At 42.1% G+C, this 20,653-nt stretch carries 11 protein-coding genes and 1 tRNA gene; 5 read left to right on the top strand and 7 right to left on the bottom strand.

Annotation, left to right across the window (positions count from 1 at the left end):
- Positions 1-17: 17 nt before the first annotated feature.
- The 3 genes from CXF62_RS04615 to CXF62_RS04605 form a co-directional block, all read right to left on the bottom strand.
- On the bottom strand, positions 18-1,034 hold the full coding sequence (locus CXF62_RS04615; RefSeq protein WP_102093090.1) for an ArsA family ATPase: 1,017 nt from the start codon (positions 1,032-1,034) through the stop codon (positions 18-20).
- A gap of 72 nt (positions 1,035-1,106) precedes the next feature.
- Positions 1,107-1,418, bottom strand: a complete 312-nt coding sequence (locus tag CXF62_RS04610) for a cory-CC-star protein (protein WP_101205857.1) — start codon at positions 1,416-1,418, stop codon at positions 1,107-1,109.
- A 115-nt stretch (positions 1,419-1,533) separates the two neighbouring features.
- Positions 1,534-3,216, bottom strand: a complete 1,683-nt coding sequence (locus tag CXF62_RS04605) for a carbon starvation CstA family protein (RefSeq protein WP_102093089.1) — start codon at positions 3,214-3,216, stop codon at positions 1,534-1,536.
- 302 nt (positions 3,217-3,518) lie between these two features.
- Here CXF62_RS04605 and CXF62_RS04600 point away from each other — a divergent pair, with 302 nt between their 5' ends.
- Positions 3,519-4,187 carry a hypothetical protein gene (locus CXF62_RS04600; protein WP_102093088.1) on the top strand — a complete coding sequence of 223 codons (669 nt, stop codon included), beginning with the start codon at positions 3,519-3,521 and terminating at the stop codon, positions 4,185-4,187.
- 102 nt (positions 4,188-4,289) lie between these two features.
- Positions 4,290-4,853, top strand: coding sequence for a hypoxanthine-guanine phosphoribosyltransferase (locus tag CXF62_RS04595; RefSeq protein WP_057760160.1), 564 nt, complete (start codon positions 4,290-4,292; stop codon positions 4,851-4,853).
- A 105-nt stretch (positions 4,854-4,958) separates the two neighbouring features.
- On the opposite strand, the gene recD is transcribed toward CXF62_RS04595, so the two are convergent.
- From recD to CXF62_RS04580, 3 genes are all read right to left on the bottom strand, one after another.
- Positions 4,959-7,181, bottom strand: coding sequence for an exodeoxyribonuclease V subunit alpha (recD, locus tag CXF62_RS04590; RefSeq protein WP_102093087.1), 2,223 nt, complete (start codon positions 7,179-7,181; stop codon positions 4,959-4,961).
- 74 nt (positions 7,182-7,255) lie between these two features.
- A complete protein-coding gene (locus CXF62_RS04585; protein WP_102093086.1) occupies positions 7,256-11,797 on the bottom strand; it encodes a UvrD-helicase domain-containing protein in 4,542 nt (1,513 codons plus the stop codon).
- A 76-nt stretch (positions 11,798-11,873) separates the two neighbouring features.
- Positions 11,874-16,367, bottom strand: coding sequence for an exodeoxyribonuclease V subunit gamma (locus CXF62_RS04580; protein ID WP_102093085.1), 4,494 nt, complete (start codon positions 16,365-16,367; stop codon positions 11,874-11,876).
- Between the two features lie 493 nt (positions 16,368-16,860).
- Here CXF62_RS04580 and CXF62_RS04575 point away from each other — a divergent pair, with 493 nt between their 5' ends.
- The 3 genes from CXF62_RS04575 to CXF62_RS04565 all read left to right on the top strand — a co-directional run bounded on the left by CXF62_RS04575 (position 16,861) and on the right by CXF62_RS04565 (position 18,410).
- Complete coding sequence (locus CXF62_RS04575; RefSeq protein WP_102093084.1) at positions 16,861-17,388, top strand: hypothetical protein; 528 nt, start codon at positions 16,861-16,863, stop codon at positions 17,386-17,388.
- Between the two features lie 66 nt (positions 17,389-17,454).
- The gene (locus CXF62_RS04570) at positions 17,455-18,261 is read left to right on the top strand and encodes a hypothetical protein (RefSeq protein ID WP_102093083.1); all 807 of its coding nucleotides are present in this window, start codon (positions 17,455-17,457) and stop codon (positions 18,259-18,261) included.
- Between the two features lie 73 nt (positions 18,262-18,334).
- A tRNA-Arg gene (locus CXF62_RS04565) sits at positions 18,335-18,410 on the top strand.
- A gap of 310 nt (positions 18,411-18,720) precedes the next feature.
- Here the strand turns inward: CXF62_RS04565 and CXF62_RS04560 are convergent.
- A complete protein-coding gene (locus tag CXF62_RS04560) occupies positions 18,721-20,403 on the bottom strand; it encodes an NAD-dependent malic enzyme (protein ID WP_101205849.1) in 1,683 nt (560 codons plus the stop codon).
- Between the last annotated feature and the right edge of the window lie 250 nt (positions 20,404-20,653).

Raw genomic sequence — 20,653 nt, 5'->3', positions numbered from 1 at the left:
CGAACTATCTATGCACCCTATGCACTTAACAACGCACTTAATGCATCAGTACCGCGTACATCTGTCTGTTGCAGGTAAATCGGATACAGCGGGTACTTGGTAAAGCTTTGTTCGATATCCTGCAGCAAATGCTGCTGACGCTCAGCACGGCGTCGCCAAAACTCATCCGACTGCGCAGTTGATATCAACTGATTGATGACGATTGCTGCTGGCATGAGCTTACTATCTTCCAATTGCTCGATAGCGCGTTTGGTCTCAGCCAATGGCAAGACATCAGCGGTCATCACCAACACAATCGCTGTTTGTGTACGGTCATGTAGTAGCAACCCTGCTTGGCGGAACAATTGCTTGCGCTTTTCTAATACGGATACAGCTTGCTCCCAGCGATCTGATTTTTTTACTGCAAATGGATTGGCCACGTCGTTCTTTTCCGTGCTCTGTTTCTGATTGTGACTGTCCAAATGCGTCGCCACCGAACGTAGTTTGGCCTGTCGTCGCTGCTGTGCAAGCAGCCCATCCGTCCACGCCCCCATCATTTCTGGTAATACCAATAATCGCAAAGTATGACCTGTCGGTGCGGTATCAAAGATGATGTGTTCATACCCAGCATCTGCCGCTTCGACTAAATGGTGACACATGGATTCGAGCATCGCGGCTTCTTGAGCGCCAGGTGCCGACTTAGATAGCCTCAGATGCTCACGAATTTTTGGCATCATATCTGGGTTGGCATAAGCTTTAATCGTATTTTCGACTTGAGCGAAGTGCTCATCGACAATCACATCAGGATTTAACTCAATCGCATCTAGATAAGGTGATATTACCGTTTTATCATTATTGAGTCTTACATTTAATACATCACCCAAACTATGTGCTGGATCGGTTGAGACAATTAAGGTTTTTTGCTGCTGGCTTGCATAGTAGCTGGCTAGGGCTGCTGCAGTGGTGGTCTTCCCTACACCGCCTTTTCCACCGATAAATATAATCGGTTGTGTCGCCAGCTGCTCTACCAAGCCATGTAAAGGGTGTAATGCCATATCGTTATCTCGTCTCTTGTCTCATTGTGCAATCAATGCTTAGCTTCTTTTTATATAGTCAATCCACTACTGTTAGCAGCACCCAACGTGGTCAAATGGACATCTATCCATTCCCATACGTGTATGCCACTCATGAAAGTTTTCTAAAAACAGAGGTTGCAACTCTAATGTATAAAAGCTGGCGGGATTATCAATACCCAAGCTCTCAGCAAACATGAGCAACATAAAAAAATCTTCTTCATCACGTGCGGCGCGTGCCATCGTCTGACGATAAGGCGCATGATAAAACTCATTTAATCCACTCTTAAACCGTTGCCACCATGGTTGAGTGTTTTCTAGTGGTTGAACGTTTACTATATTATTTGATGTGTTTTCATTTTCCATAATATGCTCGTATTTTACTTAATTCTTATGATCTATCATGCCTATATGATACAAAAAACGCCAGCAATTGCTGCTAGCGTTTTTTATTAAACAGACACTCAATATGGTTTAACGTTTAAACCTCACCGCTTTTACCTTTATGTAGTGACCACTCTTTTCTTAGTACAGACAAACTCTCAAACGTCACCAAAATGGTCGCGATTAAGATAATAATATCCATAATAATAAGTAGCCAATTACCATCAGTAAAGAAGGTTTTGAGCTGAATCAATAGTGCAAAAACAGTCATAACCAACAAGAACGACAATGGTGCTAAGGTGTACCAAACTGGCTTACCCTTACGTAACAAGATAATGGTAACGATCATCAAGGTTAAAGCAGCCATTAACTGGTTGGTTGTACCAAATAGCGGCCAAATGATCATACCGCCCGCGCCATCGATACCACCAGCACCGAACGCTAATAACAAACAGCTTCCGACAGCAAGTAACGTTGCAACGACACTCTTATTGAGTACGGGCAAATTATAAAATTCACCAAATTCTTGGAAGATGTAACGTTGTAAACGTACGCCAGTATCCATCGTCGTACCAGCAAACAATGCAGCCATTACTGTAAGCATGGTCTGTGATAGCACCATATCGATACCAACGCCTGCATTCAAGATGGTTGCACCGCCATCGATAAATGCACCGATAGAGCCATCACCGAACTTTTGATAGACCGCTTGCCAATCACCAAGAGTCGCAAAACCTGCGGTTGCTGCAAGGATTGCCCCAAGTGCTAGCATGCCCTCACCCAATGCACCGAAGTAACCAACGAAACGAACGTCTTCTTCTTTATCAATCTGCTTAGAAGTAGTCCCTGTGGCGACTAAACCATGGAAACCTGATATGGCACCACAAGCAATTGTCACAAACAACAATGGCAGCAGTGACGGTGTATCGGCTGGTAATGCAGTGTTAACCGCTGGCGCAACAATATTAGGCGTGCCAATAAAAATAGCGGCATACAGTAGAATCAAACCGACAAATAACTGTAAGCCATTAATATAATCACGAGGTTGAAGCAGCATCCATACGGGCAACAACGACGCAATCGCCGCATAGGCGAACAAGATCAAGATCCATACTGCGTTATCAGGCAAACCCATGATGGTTTCAGGTAACACAATCGGGAACATAGGGCCAAGATAAATAAGCCCGTACAAGGCTGTTACCCCGATAATGGACACCCAGACCAAATTCATATTGTAGCGATAGATACACTGCCCGATGATAAAGGCAACCACTAAGGCACCCCAAACTGGCAATACCGCAGATGGCGTCTTGATCATCATATTGGCAATAGCTACACCAAATACAGCATTGACCATCAGTAGTAATAAGAAGATAACAACCATCATCAAGCTGCGGACACGTGTGCCCATGACAGTACCAGCAATAGAGCCAATCGACTGACCTCTATTACGCATACTTGCCCAAATAGCAGACATATCATGTACGCCAGCCATAAAGATAGTACCTACCACTACCCAAATAATGGCAGGTACCCAGCCCCAAATAACCGCAATGGCAGGACCGATAATTGGTGCAGCCCCTGCCACTGACGTGAAGTGATGCCCCCACAATACATACTTATTGGTGGGAACATAATCGATCCCATCTTTCATCGTATGTGCGGGTGTAGGACGGCTGTTGTCCAGTGCTAAAATTTTGGTGGCGATAAATTTTGAATAAAAAACGTAGCCGCAGAGCATAGCGGCAACGGCGAATAGTAGTACAATAGCACTATTCATCTCATCTCTCCCTAGACAAGTAGTCAATAGCCTTATAAGTTCAAGCTTTTTGAATTAAAATATGAAAAATATGCTAAATTAGTGTGCGATGAGTGACTCAGCTCATCTATCGTTTAGGTAAATTCTAGCAATTTGCAAAATTATTACCAATCAACAAAGTCATTTATCTTATAACTAGGGCATGTCACTAATCAGCATTTGGTTTGATGAGCCTGAGACTGAAACTTTGTTTGAATAATAACCGATTTGGTGATAAATGTAACGCAAGTAAGACATAAAAAACAACAAATAAAGGAAGTGCAATGGCACATTATTTTGGATTCGTACCCTCAGATAAACTAAAAGCTTTAATCAGTGAGGCCGAACAAGTCGTTGCTTCAAATGAGAATGTAGAGTACTACCCTTATCGCGATGCCCTTACGCATCAGACAGCGCGTGATCTTACTGATAATTTATTGGTTGGTTTGGTAGATATTATTCCGAACCCTGAGCGCCAAGCCTCTATGCGTAAAATTGTTGGAACGATTGAACGCGCGACAGACACTCTGCTCAACATCTTACTGGGTAAAGAAAACAACAAAGACGTGTTACCAAGTTTTCATTTTCTAAGAGATCACGCAACTTTTATTGATAACGAAGGCGTTAAACGTGTCGGCTTTAAACTATCAGAAAAAGATGCCAATACCATCACTGAAGGTTTTGCTGCTATCACGCCAGAACATGTGGATAGAGTCAAATTTAAAACAGCACTCGAAACCATGAACGAAGAAACATTGACCCACTTCATCAGTCGTTATGCCGAGACATTAAAGCTAGGCATGATAAAACGTAAGTCAGTTCCAGTTGCGAAATCAGCAATTGATAAAGGCATGAGTATGGCACTTAATAAGCTATTACCTGACCTACCAAATGACTCATTGAATAGATTGGCCAATTATTACCGTCCATTTATTATAGAAAAGCCAGAATAACCCAAAAAGTTGGATTAATTTTGTCCCAAAGGTCATATGACGTTGGGCAAATTCACTAAAATTTGCTAAAATAAGCGGCACTTTTTACCAAAGGCGCACCCGATGACCCAAATCAGTAACCAAGAAATTGAAAAAACCTTACGCAACTCAGAGTGCCTTATCAGCAGTATCGAAGTAGCTGCTGCTTATGAGCGTTTGGCCGCTCAGCTCAATCTACATTATGCTGGTCTAAACCCAATTGTTATGGTCGTGATGAACGGCGGATTGATTCCAGCTGGTCAACTACTGACTCATCTTACGTTCTACCATCGCATGCACTATATTCATGCGACTCGTTATCGTGATAACGAAGGTACTAATGAGCTTGATTGGAAATTCAAGCCTGATGTTAGTATCGAAGGTGAGCACGTATTGTTAATCGACGACATCTTTGACGAAGGTATTACCCTAAAAGCAGTTGTTGAAGAATTAAGCAAAGAAAAGCCTCTATCACTTGAGTCTTGTGTCTTGCTTAACAAACAACATGATCGCAAAGTTGCAGATTTTGATGTAGATTTTGTGGGTATTGATGTTGCAGATCGCTATGTTTACGGTTGTGGTATGGATTTCCATGGTTACTTGCGTCACCTGCCAGGTATCTATGCAATCAAAGAAGACAAAGTTTAATTCTAAACTTAATTGATTGAAATAGTTAAGTCCTAAAAAAGCATCCAAATTGGATGCTTTTTTATTGCGCTGACTTATTGCGCCGACAACAACTTGAATGAATCGTTAAAACTGTAATGCCAAACCAGTATGCCGCTCAGTTGGTGTTTGAACTGCTTTTTCTAAAGCGTGCTTGGTACTATATATCGTTACCTGCTTCTTAGCACGAGTCACTGCTGTATAGAGAAGCTCTTTGCTCAGTAACCGTGCATGGCTGTTATCAAAAGTAATAGCAACATGATCAAATTCGGATCCTTGTGACTTATGAATGGTCATTGCATACGCGGTGGCTATCACCTCTTCATTGAGCAAGTTAACAGCTATCCCTTGTGTCTTATTTTCAAAGAATACCTCTAATTGGCTCCTTTCATCTGATGTTTGTAAGCAGAAACCAATATCCCCATTAAATAGCCCAAGCTCATAGTTATTTTGTAGCACCATAACAGGACGTCCATGGAACCATGTGTTTTGACCCAATGGTAACTTTAGCTCAGCGAGATGCCATTGAGTAAGATAGTTATTGATATAGTGGTCGCCCCACTCACCATTATGGCCAGCAGTGAGGATTCTAAATTGATTAAATACCTCCATTAACGAAGAGGTAGTATTTTTAACTGATTCTGGCACGGATTTTTCTATTGGATTTTTTAGTAAATTTTTAATTTTAATTACGTATGATTGGTAATTACTGGAGATTCTTGAAATAATTTTATTTTTGCTTAGGCTATTTTCTATCTTGTTATTTGATACGGACTCTGCTTGTAACGTATTAACATATTGAAAACTCAAAGCAGCGTCTTGCCTTAATAATTGCCAAATAGCTTGAAGATTTGTCTCTGCTTTATTGATTTGAGTGGCCAGTTTACCGATACCTGACTCGGCGCTAAATCGGCGGCTCTCTGTTAGCTCTGCGTGTATGGGTTGCAATAGTGGAATACGGCATAGATCAGCCAATACTGCTCCTGCATCGACGGCTGCTAACTGATTAGCATCGCCTAATAATATCAGCCTAGCACCTGGCTTTACAGCGCTCACAAGGTAATTGGCCAACTCGACTCCGAGCATAGATGCCTCATCAACGATGATAATATCTTCACCGAGTGGGTTGTTGGCATCGTAGCGCGGTCTACCCGTTCGACCGATACCTAGTAGACGATGGATGGTTTTTGCCTCTTGCAACTGCAACTCTACATTTGCGTCATCTAAAGCCGCCTGTAGAGATTCTTGCATACGTTGGGCAGCCTTACCCGTCGGTGCGGCCAATGCCAAACTGGCACTGTCCGTACTGAATCGAATATGCTCAGCCCCATCCCCCCCACTCTCTGTCGCTTGCTGCAGCGCAATGACCAATTGAGCCACGGTATATGTTTTACCTGTGCCTGGACCACCAGTAATAATACTAAACGCATTATTATTAGCGACATTGATTGCCTTCACTTGGTGCTCATGAAGGTTTTCAGGTATTGCTATCTGTAAAGGACTTACTTGCTGATTTAAGATATTGTTGATATTTTTTGCTAAATTAAACTCTGCTTGCCAAGCACGGTGTAACCAAAATGTGATTTTTGAACTTCGAGTTTGTTCACTTTTAGCTATGTTGTAAATAATCGGTTGATTATTTTTGCTTAGGCTATTTTGATAGTTGTTATAATTAGTATTTGCCTCAACGTTAGCAAATAAAGCATGCTCATGGATTGAATGAACGAAAGTATTTAAGTCGCTATTTTTCAAGCGATGATATAACGTAGTTATCGCATTAAAACGTTTGATCAACGTCTCTTTTTCATGATTACTCAGTGCTAGCTGCGCCCACAGGTAATCTCGCTGACCAAACAAAGTATCTAGTAATACAAATAGCGATATCTCCGTTGTAGTATCATCGTCTAGTTGCGTGTTTGGTTGCGTGTCTATTTGCGTTTTTATCTGAGTATCAATCAGCGCAAAAATTGGTGTTGCTAGTATCTCTAATAATTGCTGCTGCCATGCATATAATGTGACTATTTCCCCATTAATCTGACCTTGCATGGGAGCTTCATGATCGGCCGTATCGACAGTTAATACAGTATGCCCCTCTTCCAAATGAGCCGCTAAAATAACGAATAGAGCAGTAAATAAGTCATTGTTTTCCGACTTATTGATTCTTTTGCTCTCATCATTCATATTTGCATCTTTCGCGTCATATGCTACATGTGTTTGCTGACGACGCAGCAAAATATAATCGCTGATGTTACTGGCCCAGCTCTCTTGTAAGCTAATGGCTGACTTGCTCTTATTGTTATTATTACTCATCGTATATTTATCTCTTTTTAATCTGATTAACTGCTATAACAATTTTTATCTATCTAGTTGATATATAAGGTTTATTAATCCGGCAGGCCAAATAGTGCGTCTAAACCTTTAATAAAATCGATAGGAATATCCCAAGTAACCAGTCCATAACAACTTTTATCGCTCAAGTTATCGTGATTAGACTGAACCACATCTTGCGATGTAGGCATAGTAGCTGCTTGAGCATTCGGGTCATACACACCGCGTAAAAACACGTACTCTACAGCGCCTAAGTACTTATCTTCGTTACCCGTATAATCACTAATTCTCATGGCAAGGAACCGATGTAATGCCACTTGATAAATTGCTGCTTGTAACCAGTAGCCTGCTTTGGACATTGCTTTCTTGAGGGTATCTTCATTGTAATCGCTTAGGCTATTTCCTAGAAAGTTACTCTTATAGTCGACCACATAATACTTGCCAGCATGCTCATACACCAAGTCAATCTCACCACGCAAATAACGATACAGATGCGCTTTATTTTTTGGCACTAGAGTGACGTGTTTATCTGTCTCATCAGGTAAATACTGTTGGAAAAGTTGACTGATATCCTGTGCTTTAAAACTCTCTGACAACCCCATGTTGAACTCTAACTCGGCAAATCGCTTACCTTTATCAAGAGCAATCAAAGGTTGATTAGAAGCCAACAGTGGCGCATGCAGCACCTCTTCAATCCAATTAACTAATGACTCATGCTTGGTTGTATCTATTGACTCAAGATCAAACCCATCACTATCTCTTTGTTTCTTGCCTTGTGATCTGCGGCTCTGCTGTTCCGCACTGCTATATATCAGCGGCAATTGATAGCTACTAATCGCTCTATCAATAACCTGAGGCCACTGAGCCTTATTGGTAAAGTCTATTTGTTCAAATATCTCATGCAAAAACGTACCAGCATTGGCACCCTTTACAAAGGTAAAGCGGATATCCTCTTCTGACTTGAAGCTCAGTTCACCGTCTTGTTCGAGAGACTCTTTGCTATTCAGTGAAGAAAGGTCTGAAACTGAAGACTCTGTCATATCAATGTCTATCGCATCATCAATACGCTCATCCACTATCGCCATTGCTTGTGTAGACTCATCTAGCTGACGCGCCAGAGCGGTAAAACTGGTCTTGGCCCAGCCATAAAAATAATTAGTTTTCATAATCTCGGCAAAGGGCGCGTACTCAATAGCCTCTGTTGTAGGCTTATGAGCATTTGATTTGGTTGCGGCTAGCTGAGCACTGTCATTTACGCCTGCTGAGTTAGCATTGTTGTTTGCGTAATTATTGTCATAAAACTCATTAACCTTATGCCCTCTGAGCATGCCTATGGTACCTTTTAGTCTATCAGGTAATTCAAACTTTGCTTCTGGCGATTCAAACCAATAGAACACTGGTTTTAGCTCAAACCCTGTCTTGTTACTCGGATCTCGCAGCACAACATAAAGCTGCTCACTGGCTCGAGTAAATGCCACATAGCCAAGCCGTCTTATCTCATCAAAACCTTCTTGTGTTTCGATATCGGTGTAGTAACTCTCAACCGTAGCAGAGCCTTGTAATGGTGAGAAGCGGCGCTGATTACCCGATTGATTATCTGTCGACTGCTGTACTTCTATCGACTGCCGCACTAGCGCTGAAGGCGCTTGTTGCGCGTTATATAGATACAGCCCATAGTCTTCCTTATTACCAGACTTCCTACTGGCGTCACCCATTCCCAATACGTAGACAATAGGGAACTCAAGCCCTTTTGACTTATGAATGGTCATCAGTTGCACACCAGACTCTGTCGGTAGCGGATATTGCTTAGCCCAATCACTATTAGGCGCTGCATCTATATGCTGCCTAAACCACGCCAGCAACTCATACTCACCCATGCCTAGACCATACTGCGCCAAAATGTCCATCACATGACGCAAGTCCATGATATGACGGTCACCTTCTGGATGAGCGGCTAGGGCCTGCCAAACGCCTTGCGGCTGCACAGGACTTTTATCTAATAAATGATGTAGCGCTGATAAGATGCCAAAGTGCTGCCAACGCTGTGCCCCTTCTTTTAGATAAGTAATAAAGTCTTGATAGCTTTTTTTAATATCAGTAGCTTCATTCGCTGAGAAGTCTTTCGAATTAGACTTATTTGAATGGGCGCTTGGTGCACTGCTACCTTCGGTAATGCCTGACTCATGATCCGTCATCATGGCTTTGATGTTTTTGATACTCAGTCCATATAGATGACTGGTCAATACCCGATTAATCATGTCATGACGATACGGGTATAGCATGGCACTCAGCAATGCTGCCACATCTTCTGCCATAATAGTCTCAAAGATGCTGACGTCACTGGTGGTCAAAGTCGGCACATTCAGTTTTACCAGCTCGTCTTCGACCCTTTTCAGATCTTTTTTGGCACGTGCCAACACCCCAATATCACTCGGCTGAATCGGTTTACCTTTAAGTGTCTGACCACTATTAAGCAAAGTGGCTATATGGCGAGCTGTTATTTCATGCTCATCATAATCAAATTCTTTGTCCTTGTCATAAGGCAGGTGCAATAGGCTCACTGGCTGAGCAGAAAGCACTTCTGTCACTAGCACATCATCCAGCCTATCTAACGCATTAAACCAAGACAGCTCATATTCCGGTTTTGCTGCTTTGATATGCTGGTAGTGAATCCCAGTACCTAGCTGCGACAGCTTATTCTCAGCAGTTGTTGCACTCGACATACCAAACCAACAGTTCAATGCGTTAATCACACCGGCATTAGAACGTCGGTTGATATCAAGCGTCCAAAGGGCGCTTTTATCAAACTGGGCTTTCATATAGTTATAGTTGGCCACATCACCGCCACGAAACCCATAAATAGCCTGTTTGGGATCACCAACCAATAACAGAAACTCATGATTGGCTTTCTTAATGGTTGATTGCTTGTCACTGTCCGACTGTTTACGCTTGTTCTTTGGCAAATAAATGCTTTCAATCATAATGGCTTGCTCGCCATTGATATCTTGCGACTCATCAATCAATGCCACTGGGTAGTGATGACGAATATAACGCGCCAGCTTATCCCCTTGACGACCAGTTAATGCTTGGTTTAAGCGTACCATCTGCAAGCTAAAAGTCGTCTCGCCACGCTCTTCCAAAATTACTGGCAGTCTATTACGCACAGCCAGCACAATATGACGGTTAAGATTGGCCAATACCAACAATATATGCTGATTTAAACTATCAAGCATGTCTAAGAGGGCCATTAACTTACTAATGGTTTCTAACTCAAAAAGCGTCTGATGCTCTTTTTCTTTATTCTTATTAAAGTTCTTGATTTTGCCATCTTCATCTGGATATCTAGAATCCTGCAATGATGTCAGAATCTTGTTTTCGCTCTCATTTAAATAGCTATTAAATGTCAGCTGATACTCTGATATCTTTTGATGCACTTCAATAAGGGCATCAAACTGTTTGGTTAAATTAGAACCACCACGAAACCCTTGAGACTTTCTATAGTCAGGATTCAAATAAGGCTGGATATCAGCTAAATCTAACTGAGAAAACTCATTGATTAGCTTTTCGTATGCATCAAAATCAAAGCTTTTCTCATGCCTTATCTCATCAATCGGTGCAGAGATAAAGTTGAGTGAGCGCGTCACATATTTCTTATGATCGCCAACTGCAGTCAGCTTATCTTGCTGATCCATTAGCGCGTAAAGTTTAGGCTGCTCATAATATAATCGGCTCTGAAACTGACGCAGCTCATCATGGATAATACTGTCAGTCACCTGTTCAATACTGCTGTCTTCAATAATCCCCATGCCCTGCTGGTGACCAGTCTCGCTACTGTACTCCGTCAACCATTTTTGCGCCAAACTATCGAGCGTACCTACAAACAGCTTATCCAATGTAGTGAGTACCAGTGCGGTACGTCTGATAGCTTCAGCCATTGGGTAACTGTACAAATGATCTAGCAAATAACCGACGAGATGCAGGTTGATAGGATCTTGCATAATACCGTCTAAGCGCACATATTTGGCCTGATTAACCAGCCAATCTTCACGGTCTTTTTTTGCTTGTTTACGTTTCTCAGCCGCCACTTGCTTATCAGCAGCAAGGTCTTGATTTAAATCATCAATGCCTGTCTCAGCGTTTGCATCTACATCTGAACTACTGCCTACTTGTGCGTCTTTATTACTCTCAGGCATAACCTGTAGTATGTTGGGATACAAACGCTCTTTATTGCCAGTATCAGCACTTAGGCTATTGACCCATTGTAATAGCTGATAAAAATCCACCAAACGATCATGAATACGCTGACGCATTTCGGCAGCGGCAGCTCGAGTAAAGGTTGTGGCAATGATCTGCTCTGGCGCACGTCGCGCTTCGATCAGTAGGCGTAGTACAATACCGGTCAACGTCCAAGTCTTACCCGTGCCCGCTGAGGCTTCAATTAGGTGCTTGCCCGTTAGGTCAACATCGACTGCTGGTATGACATCGGCTTTACGTTCAGGTATAGCAGACAAACAAGGCAGCTCATCTGAATATTCATCAAATAAATTCGGTTGTGTAGACAAGTCAATGGTATTGGTTGGATCGCTAATGTCTGTCATATGGGCGCATACTTTTAATTATTATTTATTAGAACAAAATAGCAAAAACTAATTAGAGGCTGTTCTAGATAATGGGCTAACCATCTAAGTTAGTTAACGCGTTAAACATCGGCTCATACAATGGCTGGGCTAATGTAGTCAACGCTGATGATAACGCCTTAAACGCATCTTGGTCACGTAGCACGTACTGCCAAATAGCATGCTGCGAGCAAGTATCGTATACCGTGTCTGAGTTATAGTTAGGTCTTAACCAGTCGGAGAAGTCGGCACGTTTTGGCCAGTATCGGTTGCCGTCATCTTCTTCATGCTTTAGATACTTATCAAGGTAATTAAATGCATATTCTGGTAATAATGTAATGGGCACTTGACCCGTTAATTTGCCAAAAACAGTCCATTTTATCAGCTCAATTACTGCATCTTCATACACAATCGGGGTTAGTTTAAATGCGATGACCTTGTCATACTTTTTGACTTGTGAGCTAGGCTTATTAAAACGCCAAATACTCACGCCATCATTTAATTCCACTTGCTGAGCGGTGGTACGTCTGGCCACTTGCCAATACAAATGTGACAACCAAAACTTGAGTAAATGCCTAGGGCTGGCAGAATTGGGCAATATATTTAACCACTGCTTGGGGGATTGCTTAGCATAAGGCACGCCCGCCTGAATAATTGATATGGGTGCCAATATTGGTACTAATCCCTTCATTTTAATAGTTTTTGGCAATAGCTTAAGCAGTGTTTCCATACCGTCTATATTCGTCTGGTGCTTTGACTCGTTGTCAGTGTTATTCAGTATATTTTTTAGCTCTATCTGGACAGGATATTCGGCAGTTGGCGTCAGTAGCTGTAATACACTGCTGCTATCTGCCTTACTCTCGTTGAGAATACTGCTTTCGTCAAAGCCATTAGCAATTAGCTGCTCTTTGAACTCCAAACACTGCTGTTGCAGTTTCTTCTGTTGATTGGGTAATGTAGTTTGGCGAGCGACTCCAGCGGGCATGATTTTTTGATACATCAGGATTGGCGTAGTGGTTTCAGCAGTTGTATCACCGCCATTGGCCTTAGTCTCATCGGCGACCAATTGCTTAATCAAATGATCTTTGATTTGATAGGTAGTTAAACTGTTTAGAAATAGCGGCTCTTGATGCGACAGTGCTTCTTCACCTTGTACCACATGCACCTTTTGAGACCGTAAGAACGCTTTGGCAGGATGGCGTACTTGGTAAGCCAATACCCCTTCAATGTCTATCTCTCCAATATTAAATACGCTATCAGATAAATTCTGGATGAGCGCCTCTGTCATGCTACTCACATTGCTAATATCAACAACCTTATCTAGCGCTAGCATATCAGCCAATGCAGACAAGGTTTTATTGTCCACTTGACCTAATTGTCCCAAGCCTTGACCTAGCACCTGAGCAATTGACTCATACTGTGCTCTTGTGGGTAAGCCAACCAGTTGCATAGGCTCACTAGCCACTCGCCCTTTCAATGTATCAAACACCGCTTGCCAAAGCGGCGCAGGTGGAAACTGTTTTTTCTGAGCCAGTTTGGTTTTACGCATCGCTGTATTTAATAAAGCATCCAGTTCATCAATCATATCAACAGGGCTTGCATCCTGAGCATTGATATTAACGTTGGCATTAGCATTGTCATCAATATCAGGAGACGCTTGCTCAGAAACATCATTGCCTTCGATTGCAGTTTCAAACAGACTCTCATGAAAAGGCAGTGCAGGATGCTCAGTCACTAGCCACTGCTTAATCAATTTAGGTAAGTAACGCTTGAGACTCTCGGTGGTGGGATCAATATTCTCAGGTAATGTCTCCAGCGAGTTCACCTGCCACTGCACCTCACCTTGCAAGAACTGCAATAGCTCGCTCACTGGGTTGGCTGGCAGATGCTCATGAGTGTCCGTCAAGCTTTGGCCGTTATAGAACATCCAACATGCACTGCGCGCACACAGTAGCGCATCTAAAAATGCGCCATTGTCATCATCTTCACTAACTCTGTCACCGCGGCGTGCATTGGTCGCTTTCATCAAATCATAGCGGTTGTCACGATCACGCCCAGGAAACTCAGAGAGATCCATATTGAGCATCACCACTAGCTCAAACGGTACGTTTCTTAGTGCACCGAATCGTCCAAAAGTAATAACCCCCGTCGGCTCCGCACTAACCTGCTGACTTTCAAGCTCGTTTTCGATACTGTCTAGCATAAAGCTCAGCTTGAGTGGCAATTGCTCCACACCTGCTAGCTTCTGCTCCACTTCTCTGTTGTCGACATCACCACTAGCGTACTGCCTATAGTGACGATTGGCTCGCAGACTTGATTTAAAGCCATTCATTGCGTTGTAGATGGCGCGCATGGTACGCGTTTGGTCCACATCACCAAAGTAGCGATGGATAACTTGTGTCTCAATCTGATCGAGCCAATCTTCCGCTTTCATTTTTTGTGTATGATCATCACGTCGTGCGACCAAGCCAGTATAAATGCGGCAAAGCGCTTCAACAATCAACGCATCATTTAGGCTAACTTGTGGTAACGGCAAGGTCATTTCTGGTAACGCAGTGCTTGGCCATTCATCGTCATTTAGATCATATAAGCAATCGCTCAACTCAGCCTCTGGCATGACCAGACCTAGGGTCAATCTGTCTAATGCCTGTGCAAAGCTAAAGCGATAGTCGTAATCATTACTGTCCAACGTTTGTTTAAGATGCAGCTCGTCAAAACCGCGAATAAAGCCCGCCTCTACCAATAAATCACAGCCACGACTCATCTGCTCATGAGTCAGTCCAAAGCTTTCAAACAAGGGCGGTAACATCAACCAGTCTAAGACTTCAGCTGCTTCAAAACGGGCACTATGGCTACCCAATAGTTTGTAAAAACCGATAATCGCTTCCCATAACTGGCGAATGTCAGCGTCAACAACACCAGTCACTTTAGCAGGCAAAGTCAAACCGTCTTGACCCTTACCATTGACGAAGATAGACCCAATCAATGCATGATGACGTTCAACATCGGGTAGCAGTACAACAATGTCGGAGATATGACGTTTCTTTTCACCTAGTTTGATAGGTTCATTTAGCCAAAGACCAATCATAATACGTAATACTTCAAGCTGACGCTGCAAACTATGACACGAATGAATGCTTAGGCTATTATCTTGGGAAGAGATTGCCCAAAAACGGTCTTTCTCAAAGCGCTTATTCTCTAACGCTTCATCTTCATACCAAGCCGTTTCTGGCTTAGCTTCATCAAAGCTTGGCTCTAGTTGCTTACTTACCGCTTGTGAGACTGTAGCAGCCGTTGCTTGCTGAGTAGATTGCTCATCAAGCATCAACACATCATTTTGCAAACGTTTTAATAAACTTGGACTATTTTGAGTATTACTAGCATCATCAATATACTCAGCAGCAACCTCATGATTAGAACCAATGCTCAGTGTATCGTCGAAATTATCTTGCCATTCAACCAGTGCATCGTCGTACTGCTCATTACCTGATAAATTGGCAAGCATCGCAAACGCATCGCGCGACTGCTTACCGAGACGCGATAGCAAACTATGACCATAATCACGCAAAAACACACTCTCAGGGTTGATAATCTGCTGGCGTTGTAACCATGATTTATCCACGATATCTGCCCAAAACAGCTTTGATGGATTGTAATGTAATAGCGTGATATTCATGTATTGCGACAGACTCTGTAGAAAGTCTAACTCGGTCTGTGGCAGTTGCTGGATGGTAAATATACGCAATACTTTGGGTAACTGATCACGCTCGTTCGCCTTGTTGCCTTTTAAAGCTGACCAAAACGCACGCTCTAGTGCTACACGGTGTAGATGGACATCGGCAAACAAATGCGACCACAAGAATCGTTGGGCAATTTCTAACTCAACATAATGGCCGACCAACCACTCAGGCGTGCCGCGCGCATACTTATCAAAGCGCAGGGATAAGGCGTCTTTATCTGCTATCAACTCACTTACGTTCAACGGCTTGTTTTGCGACCATAATGCCAACCAATCCTCACGGTGAGTCAAATAGCGGTTAAACACCCTAGCCAAATCACTTGCCAGCTGCCAAATACGCGCATCTTGTTGCACCTTATCCTGTTGTAAACTGTCCTGTTGAGCAATTACCTGTGGGTCGTCAATCAAAGACGCTAGCAACGGATGCACTGGATGCTTTTCATCTGCAACGATTGTTTCTTGGTAGTAAGTCAAATAACCAAACAATCGCCACTGCATTACTGTCGGTGATAACACCGCCACTTCGGGCACGTTTAGAGTTGTCGCTTCAGGGTTTTGCGCCAGTAAGTATGCATTATGGCGGGTCAATACATCTTGCATCAGCGTCCATTGATACTGGCCCCAAAATTTAGTACGCACCAAGGTACTAATACCAGCACGGCTAGCAATAGTTTTATCCAACCAATCACCCAATACCATTGACGGTACAATGACAATAAAAGGCTCAAAAACAGGCTGATCCTTGGACTGGTACTGTACAAGCAATTGATCAACGAGGTTTTCGGTACGGTGCGACTGAATAATAGTGAACATAGACAATAATCTGATTGAAATAAGGGTTAGATATTAGGATTAATAAAAAAGGCTTCACTTATAAATGATGCAGCTGATAAAAATAGTGATAATAGTACTACGCATAATAAAGATAAGATGAGATGTCTGTATCCAATGTCAAAAACGCCATAAAACGTCTAGACAAAACAAAAATCGATACTCATCAATCCATGTTTGATGGTCGTTACTATGATGCATTTCTGCTAGCATGAGGGCCAGAAACAAAAACAATCATAGTAGCAAATTCTACATATCCATTGATAACGTTGACTTGCCAAATTTGCTATCAGTGTGCCATTGATGGTTATCGTTTACTAGTGTAAATGCCGATATTATAATAAGCTTGCGACATTTAGTGTCGTTTTATACTATCATTCATATTTACAATGAAATAATCTCATTGCGGTTTTTAAATTGGCCTTTACAACCTGTATCTAAATAACACTTTCTATTGACGGGATTACTTAATATTATGCCACTGCGTCCCATTGATGCCATTTTTGTCCATCCAAAACAACGCTTATACGTCGTGTATTATCGCGGTGAGTTGTGGCAACTGCCACGTATGAAAATCGATGACAGATCATGGCAAAACAGACGACCATATACGGATGATAGCAGCTCACTTTATTTGAGCATCCATCAAGCTATCAGCGACCCTGTCCTTGCGCAGAAATTGAGAACGCTAGATCTACCTGTAGCAGTACGTGGTAGCACGTTGCCACGTTTTGAAGCATGGTGGGAGGCACATGGGTTTAGATGGTTAAAAGACAGATTGTTGACCGGTGAATCGCCGTTAGCAGCGCATCAAACTACTACACCCGCTGCCAAGGTATTAAACGACCAACCTGATTCTCTAATAAATCGCCAAACCAATGGCCATACTGATGAAAGTGGTGAAGTTAATGAAGAACAAGTATCTACCCCTTCTGCAGACACGGATATCTTTGCAGACATGTTGGCTGAATTAACCGATGAAGTACTAGAACAAAAGCTTTAAAAACTAGATACCACCCTGTATATAAACGTTGCTATGAATCAACTAATAATAAAAGAGCAGTAATATATGAAAGACTACAAACTACTGCTGGCTGGGCTAATTTTGCTACTGCTCACAATCTTTATCGCGGTCTTTATTTGGTTGTGGACCAGTAATCGAAAAAACACAGACCCATTGCCAATCATGGCAAGTGAAAGTGAAGCAGACCCTAGTACGAAAGGGAATGAATCAAGAGAGATTGCTGACAGTGTTTTATACATTCGAGCAGAGGAGAAGTTACAGATACCATTGGACGATATCATTGTGAGCTTTGAATCTCGTTATCCGCACGTGCAAGTGTTAGCGAGCTATGTCCCCTCTAACGACCTTCTTACAGTACCAAGTAATGGTTCTACCAAAGACAAACTCTCTGACTTCGTTTTTGATACAGATATGATTATTACCAATGACGACAGCCTATCTACAGAACGGGTATCACTCCTACAGTCAGAATTGCAACAGGCACAAGATAGAAATGGTCAAAGTCAGCAAAGTATCGAGGGTTCTGGTACAAATGATGCAGCTGATAAAAATAGTGATAATAGTACGCATAATAAAGATAAAAAGATACACACTCTAAATCCCTTTAACTATGCGCTAAAAGATGAACAAGCGCTTGAAGGTGTCATCCTGACAGACGATACAACTGCTATTAACTTCCGTAATTTTTTACTATCGAGCACAGGTCAAGATATACTAAAAAAATATGATTATGAGAACATTAGTGGTTATAAGAACAGTGTAAATGACTTATTTAAACCAAACTCACAGGCGAAAAATGCATCAGGTGATCATGCTGTAGATGTCACTGACGCGCTTAGCAATGGTGAGTAAGGATAAATTGTCTTTATTAATCTTTTGTTGATTGCTTTTATGACTGCTTTTTTCTACAATGTCACTCCATAATGCGCCTATAGCTCAACAGGATAGAGCAGTTGCCTCCTAAGCGATCGATCCGAGTTCGAGTCTTGGTGGGCGCACCAATTAAGATATGAGTAGTACCAATAAACCCTTGTAAGCCTTACGCTACAAGGGTTTTTTATTGCGTGTCTATAATACACCCTGACCTTCCATACCTTAATGATAGAGGCATCGACTAACACCTCTTAGAATACCTTTAAAATATCTGAAATTATCAAGGCGTTGACTAACTCACCACCAAAACAAGCGACCATACAGACCCTATAGTTTTATATTAATGCATAGATAAAAAAATCACCCTAACTTTTCAAGTTAAGGTGATTTTTTATGGTGTTTGCAATATCGATAATAGCTAACTATCTAATCTCTAACTTAGAAAGAAGTACGGCGATAGTTACGATATTCAGGTAACCAAAAGTTCGCTTTTAATCGGCGTTGTAAATTCTCCGATGTGATAGGTAGTGCTAGCTTATCTTGAGCCGCTTGTAATGCCACTGCATACGCTATCTTTTCACTGATCTCTCTAATAACCTTGATCGGCGGTAAGATGGCACCAGGTGCTTTTTCGTATTCCATTGATATATCTGCAAGGGCTTGGCTTGCTGCCGTTAGCATATTATCGCTGATACCTGTCGCACGTGCTGCTAAAACACCTAGACCAATACCAGGGAAAATATAGCTGTTATTACACTGAGAAACCTCAAAAGACTGACCGTTATAAGTGGTATGAGGAAACGGACTACCCGTCGCAACAATTGCCTTACCTTTACTCCAATTCATGACTTCTTGCGGCGTTGCTTCCACACGAGACGTTGGATTTGAAAGTGGTAGTACAATTGGGTGCTCAGTATTAGCACATAGCGACTCGATCACTTCTTGGGTGAACAGACCTTTTTGTCCGCTAACACCAAATAATACGGTGATTTTTGCTTGTTTAACCACTTGCGCTAAGCCGAGTTTCTTACTTTTATCCCAGCTGGCAATAGCTGATTCCTTTTGTACTAATGGTTCTTGGAATTTTTGCAGTTCTGTCATGCCATCTGTTAGCAGGCCATAACGATCAACCATGAATACTTGACTACGAGCTTGCTCTTCAGTCAATCCTTCACGTTGCATTTGGCGAATAATATGCTCAGCAATACCGCAACCTGCAGATCCTGCGCCTAAAAATGCGATATTCTGTTGGCTAAGTTTTTGACCTTTATTTAGACACGCTGCAATCAGAGTACCAACCGATACCGCAGCAGTCCCTTGAATATCATCATTAAAGCAGCACAGCTGATCACGATATTTATTCAATAATGGTGTCGCGTTTTCCTGAGCAAAATCTTCAAATTGCAATAACACTTCTGGCCAACGACGCTTAACGGCTTGAATAAATAAATCCACAAATTCATTATATTCATCGCCAGAGATGCGCGGATTCCTCCAGCCCATATACATAGGATCGTCAAGCAGCTGTTGGTTATTGGTGCCGACATCCAGCAAAATAGGTAGACAATAAGCTGGGCTAATACCACCACAAGCCGTATATAAAGACAACTTACCGATTGGAATGCCCATACCGCCAATACCCTGATCTCCTAGGCCCAATATACGTTCACCGTCAGTAACAACAATCACTTTGACGTTTTGTTTGGTGGCATTTTGTAGCATGTCGTCGATTTTGTGACGCTCAGGATATGAGATAAACAAACCACGTTTACGACGATAAATTTGCGAGAACTTTTCGCACGCCTGACCAACGGTTGGGGTATAAATGAGCGGCATGACTTCTTCGATATGCTGCTCAATTAGATGATGAAATAAGGTTTCATTGGTATCTTGGATGTTACGCAAGTAAATATGCTTATCCATCGCATCAGTGAATGAGCTTAGTTGATGATAAGCACGTAATGATTGCTCCTCAATCGTTTCAATATTATGAGGTAATAGCCCCGTTAAATTAAAGCTACTACGTTCTTCTGATGAAAAAGCACTACCTTTATTCAATAAAGGTGTCTCTAAAAGAGCGGGTCCAGCAACAGGAATATATAAAGGACGCTTATTTGACATAATGTAATCTTCTTATTAAAGGCATATGAGTGAAAGCCATACTGAGTGAAAGCTATGCTAGTGCTGCATTATACATAGCATCGACTGGTATTTAACAATAGATAACAAAATCATTTTGAATAAATGTGCTTCTGAACTCGAGGCTGCTGATACATTTACCGAGAAATAATAAAAAAGCACTACCAATCGGCAGTGCTTCTGAGGATGTATTGAACAATTTATAATAGACAAATACTGAACTATTCAGCAA

The organism is Psychrobacter sp. MES7-P7E (genome assembly GCF_002863645.1).
Taxonomy (GTDB): domain Bacteria; phylum Pseudomonadota; class Gammaproteobacteria; order Pseudomonadales; family Moraxellaceae; genus Psychrobacter.
This window is presented reverse-complemented; position numbering and strand designations above follow the sequence as displayed.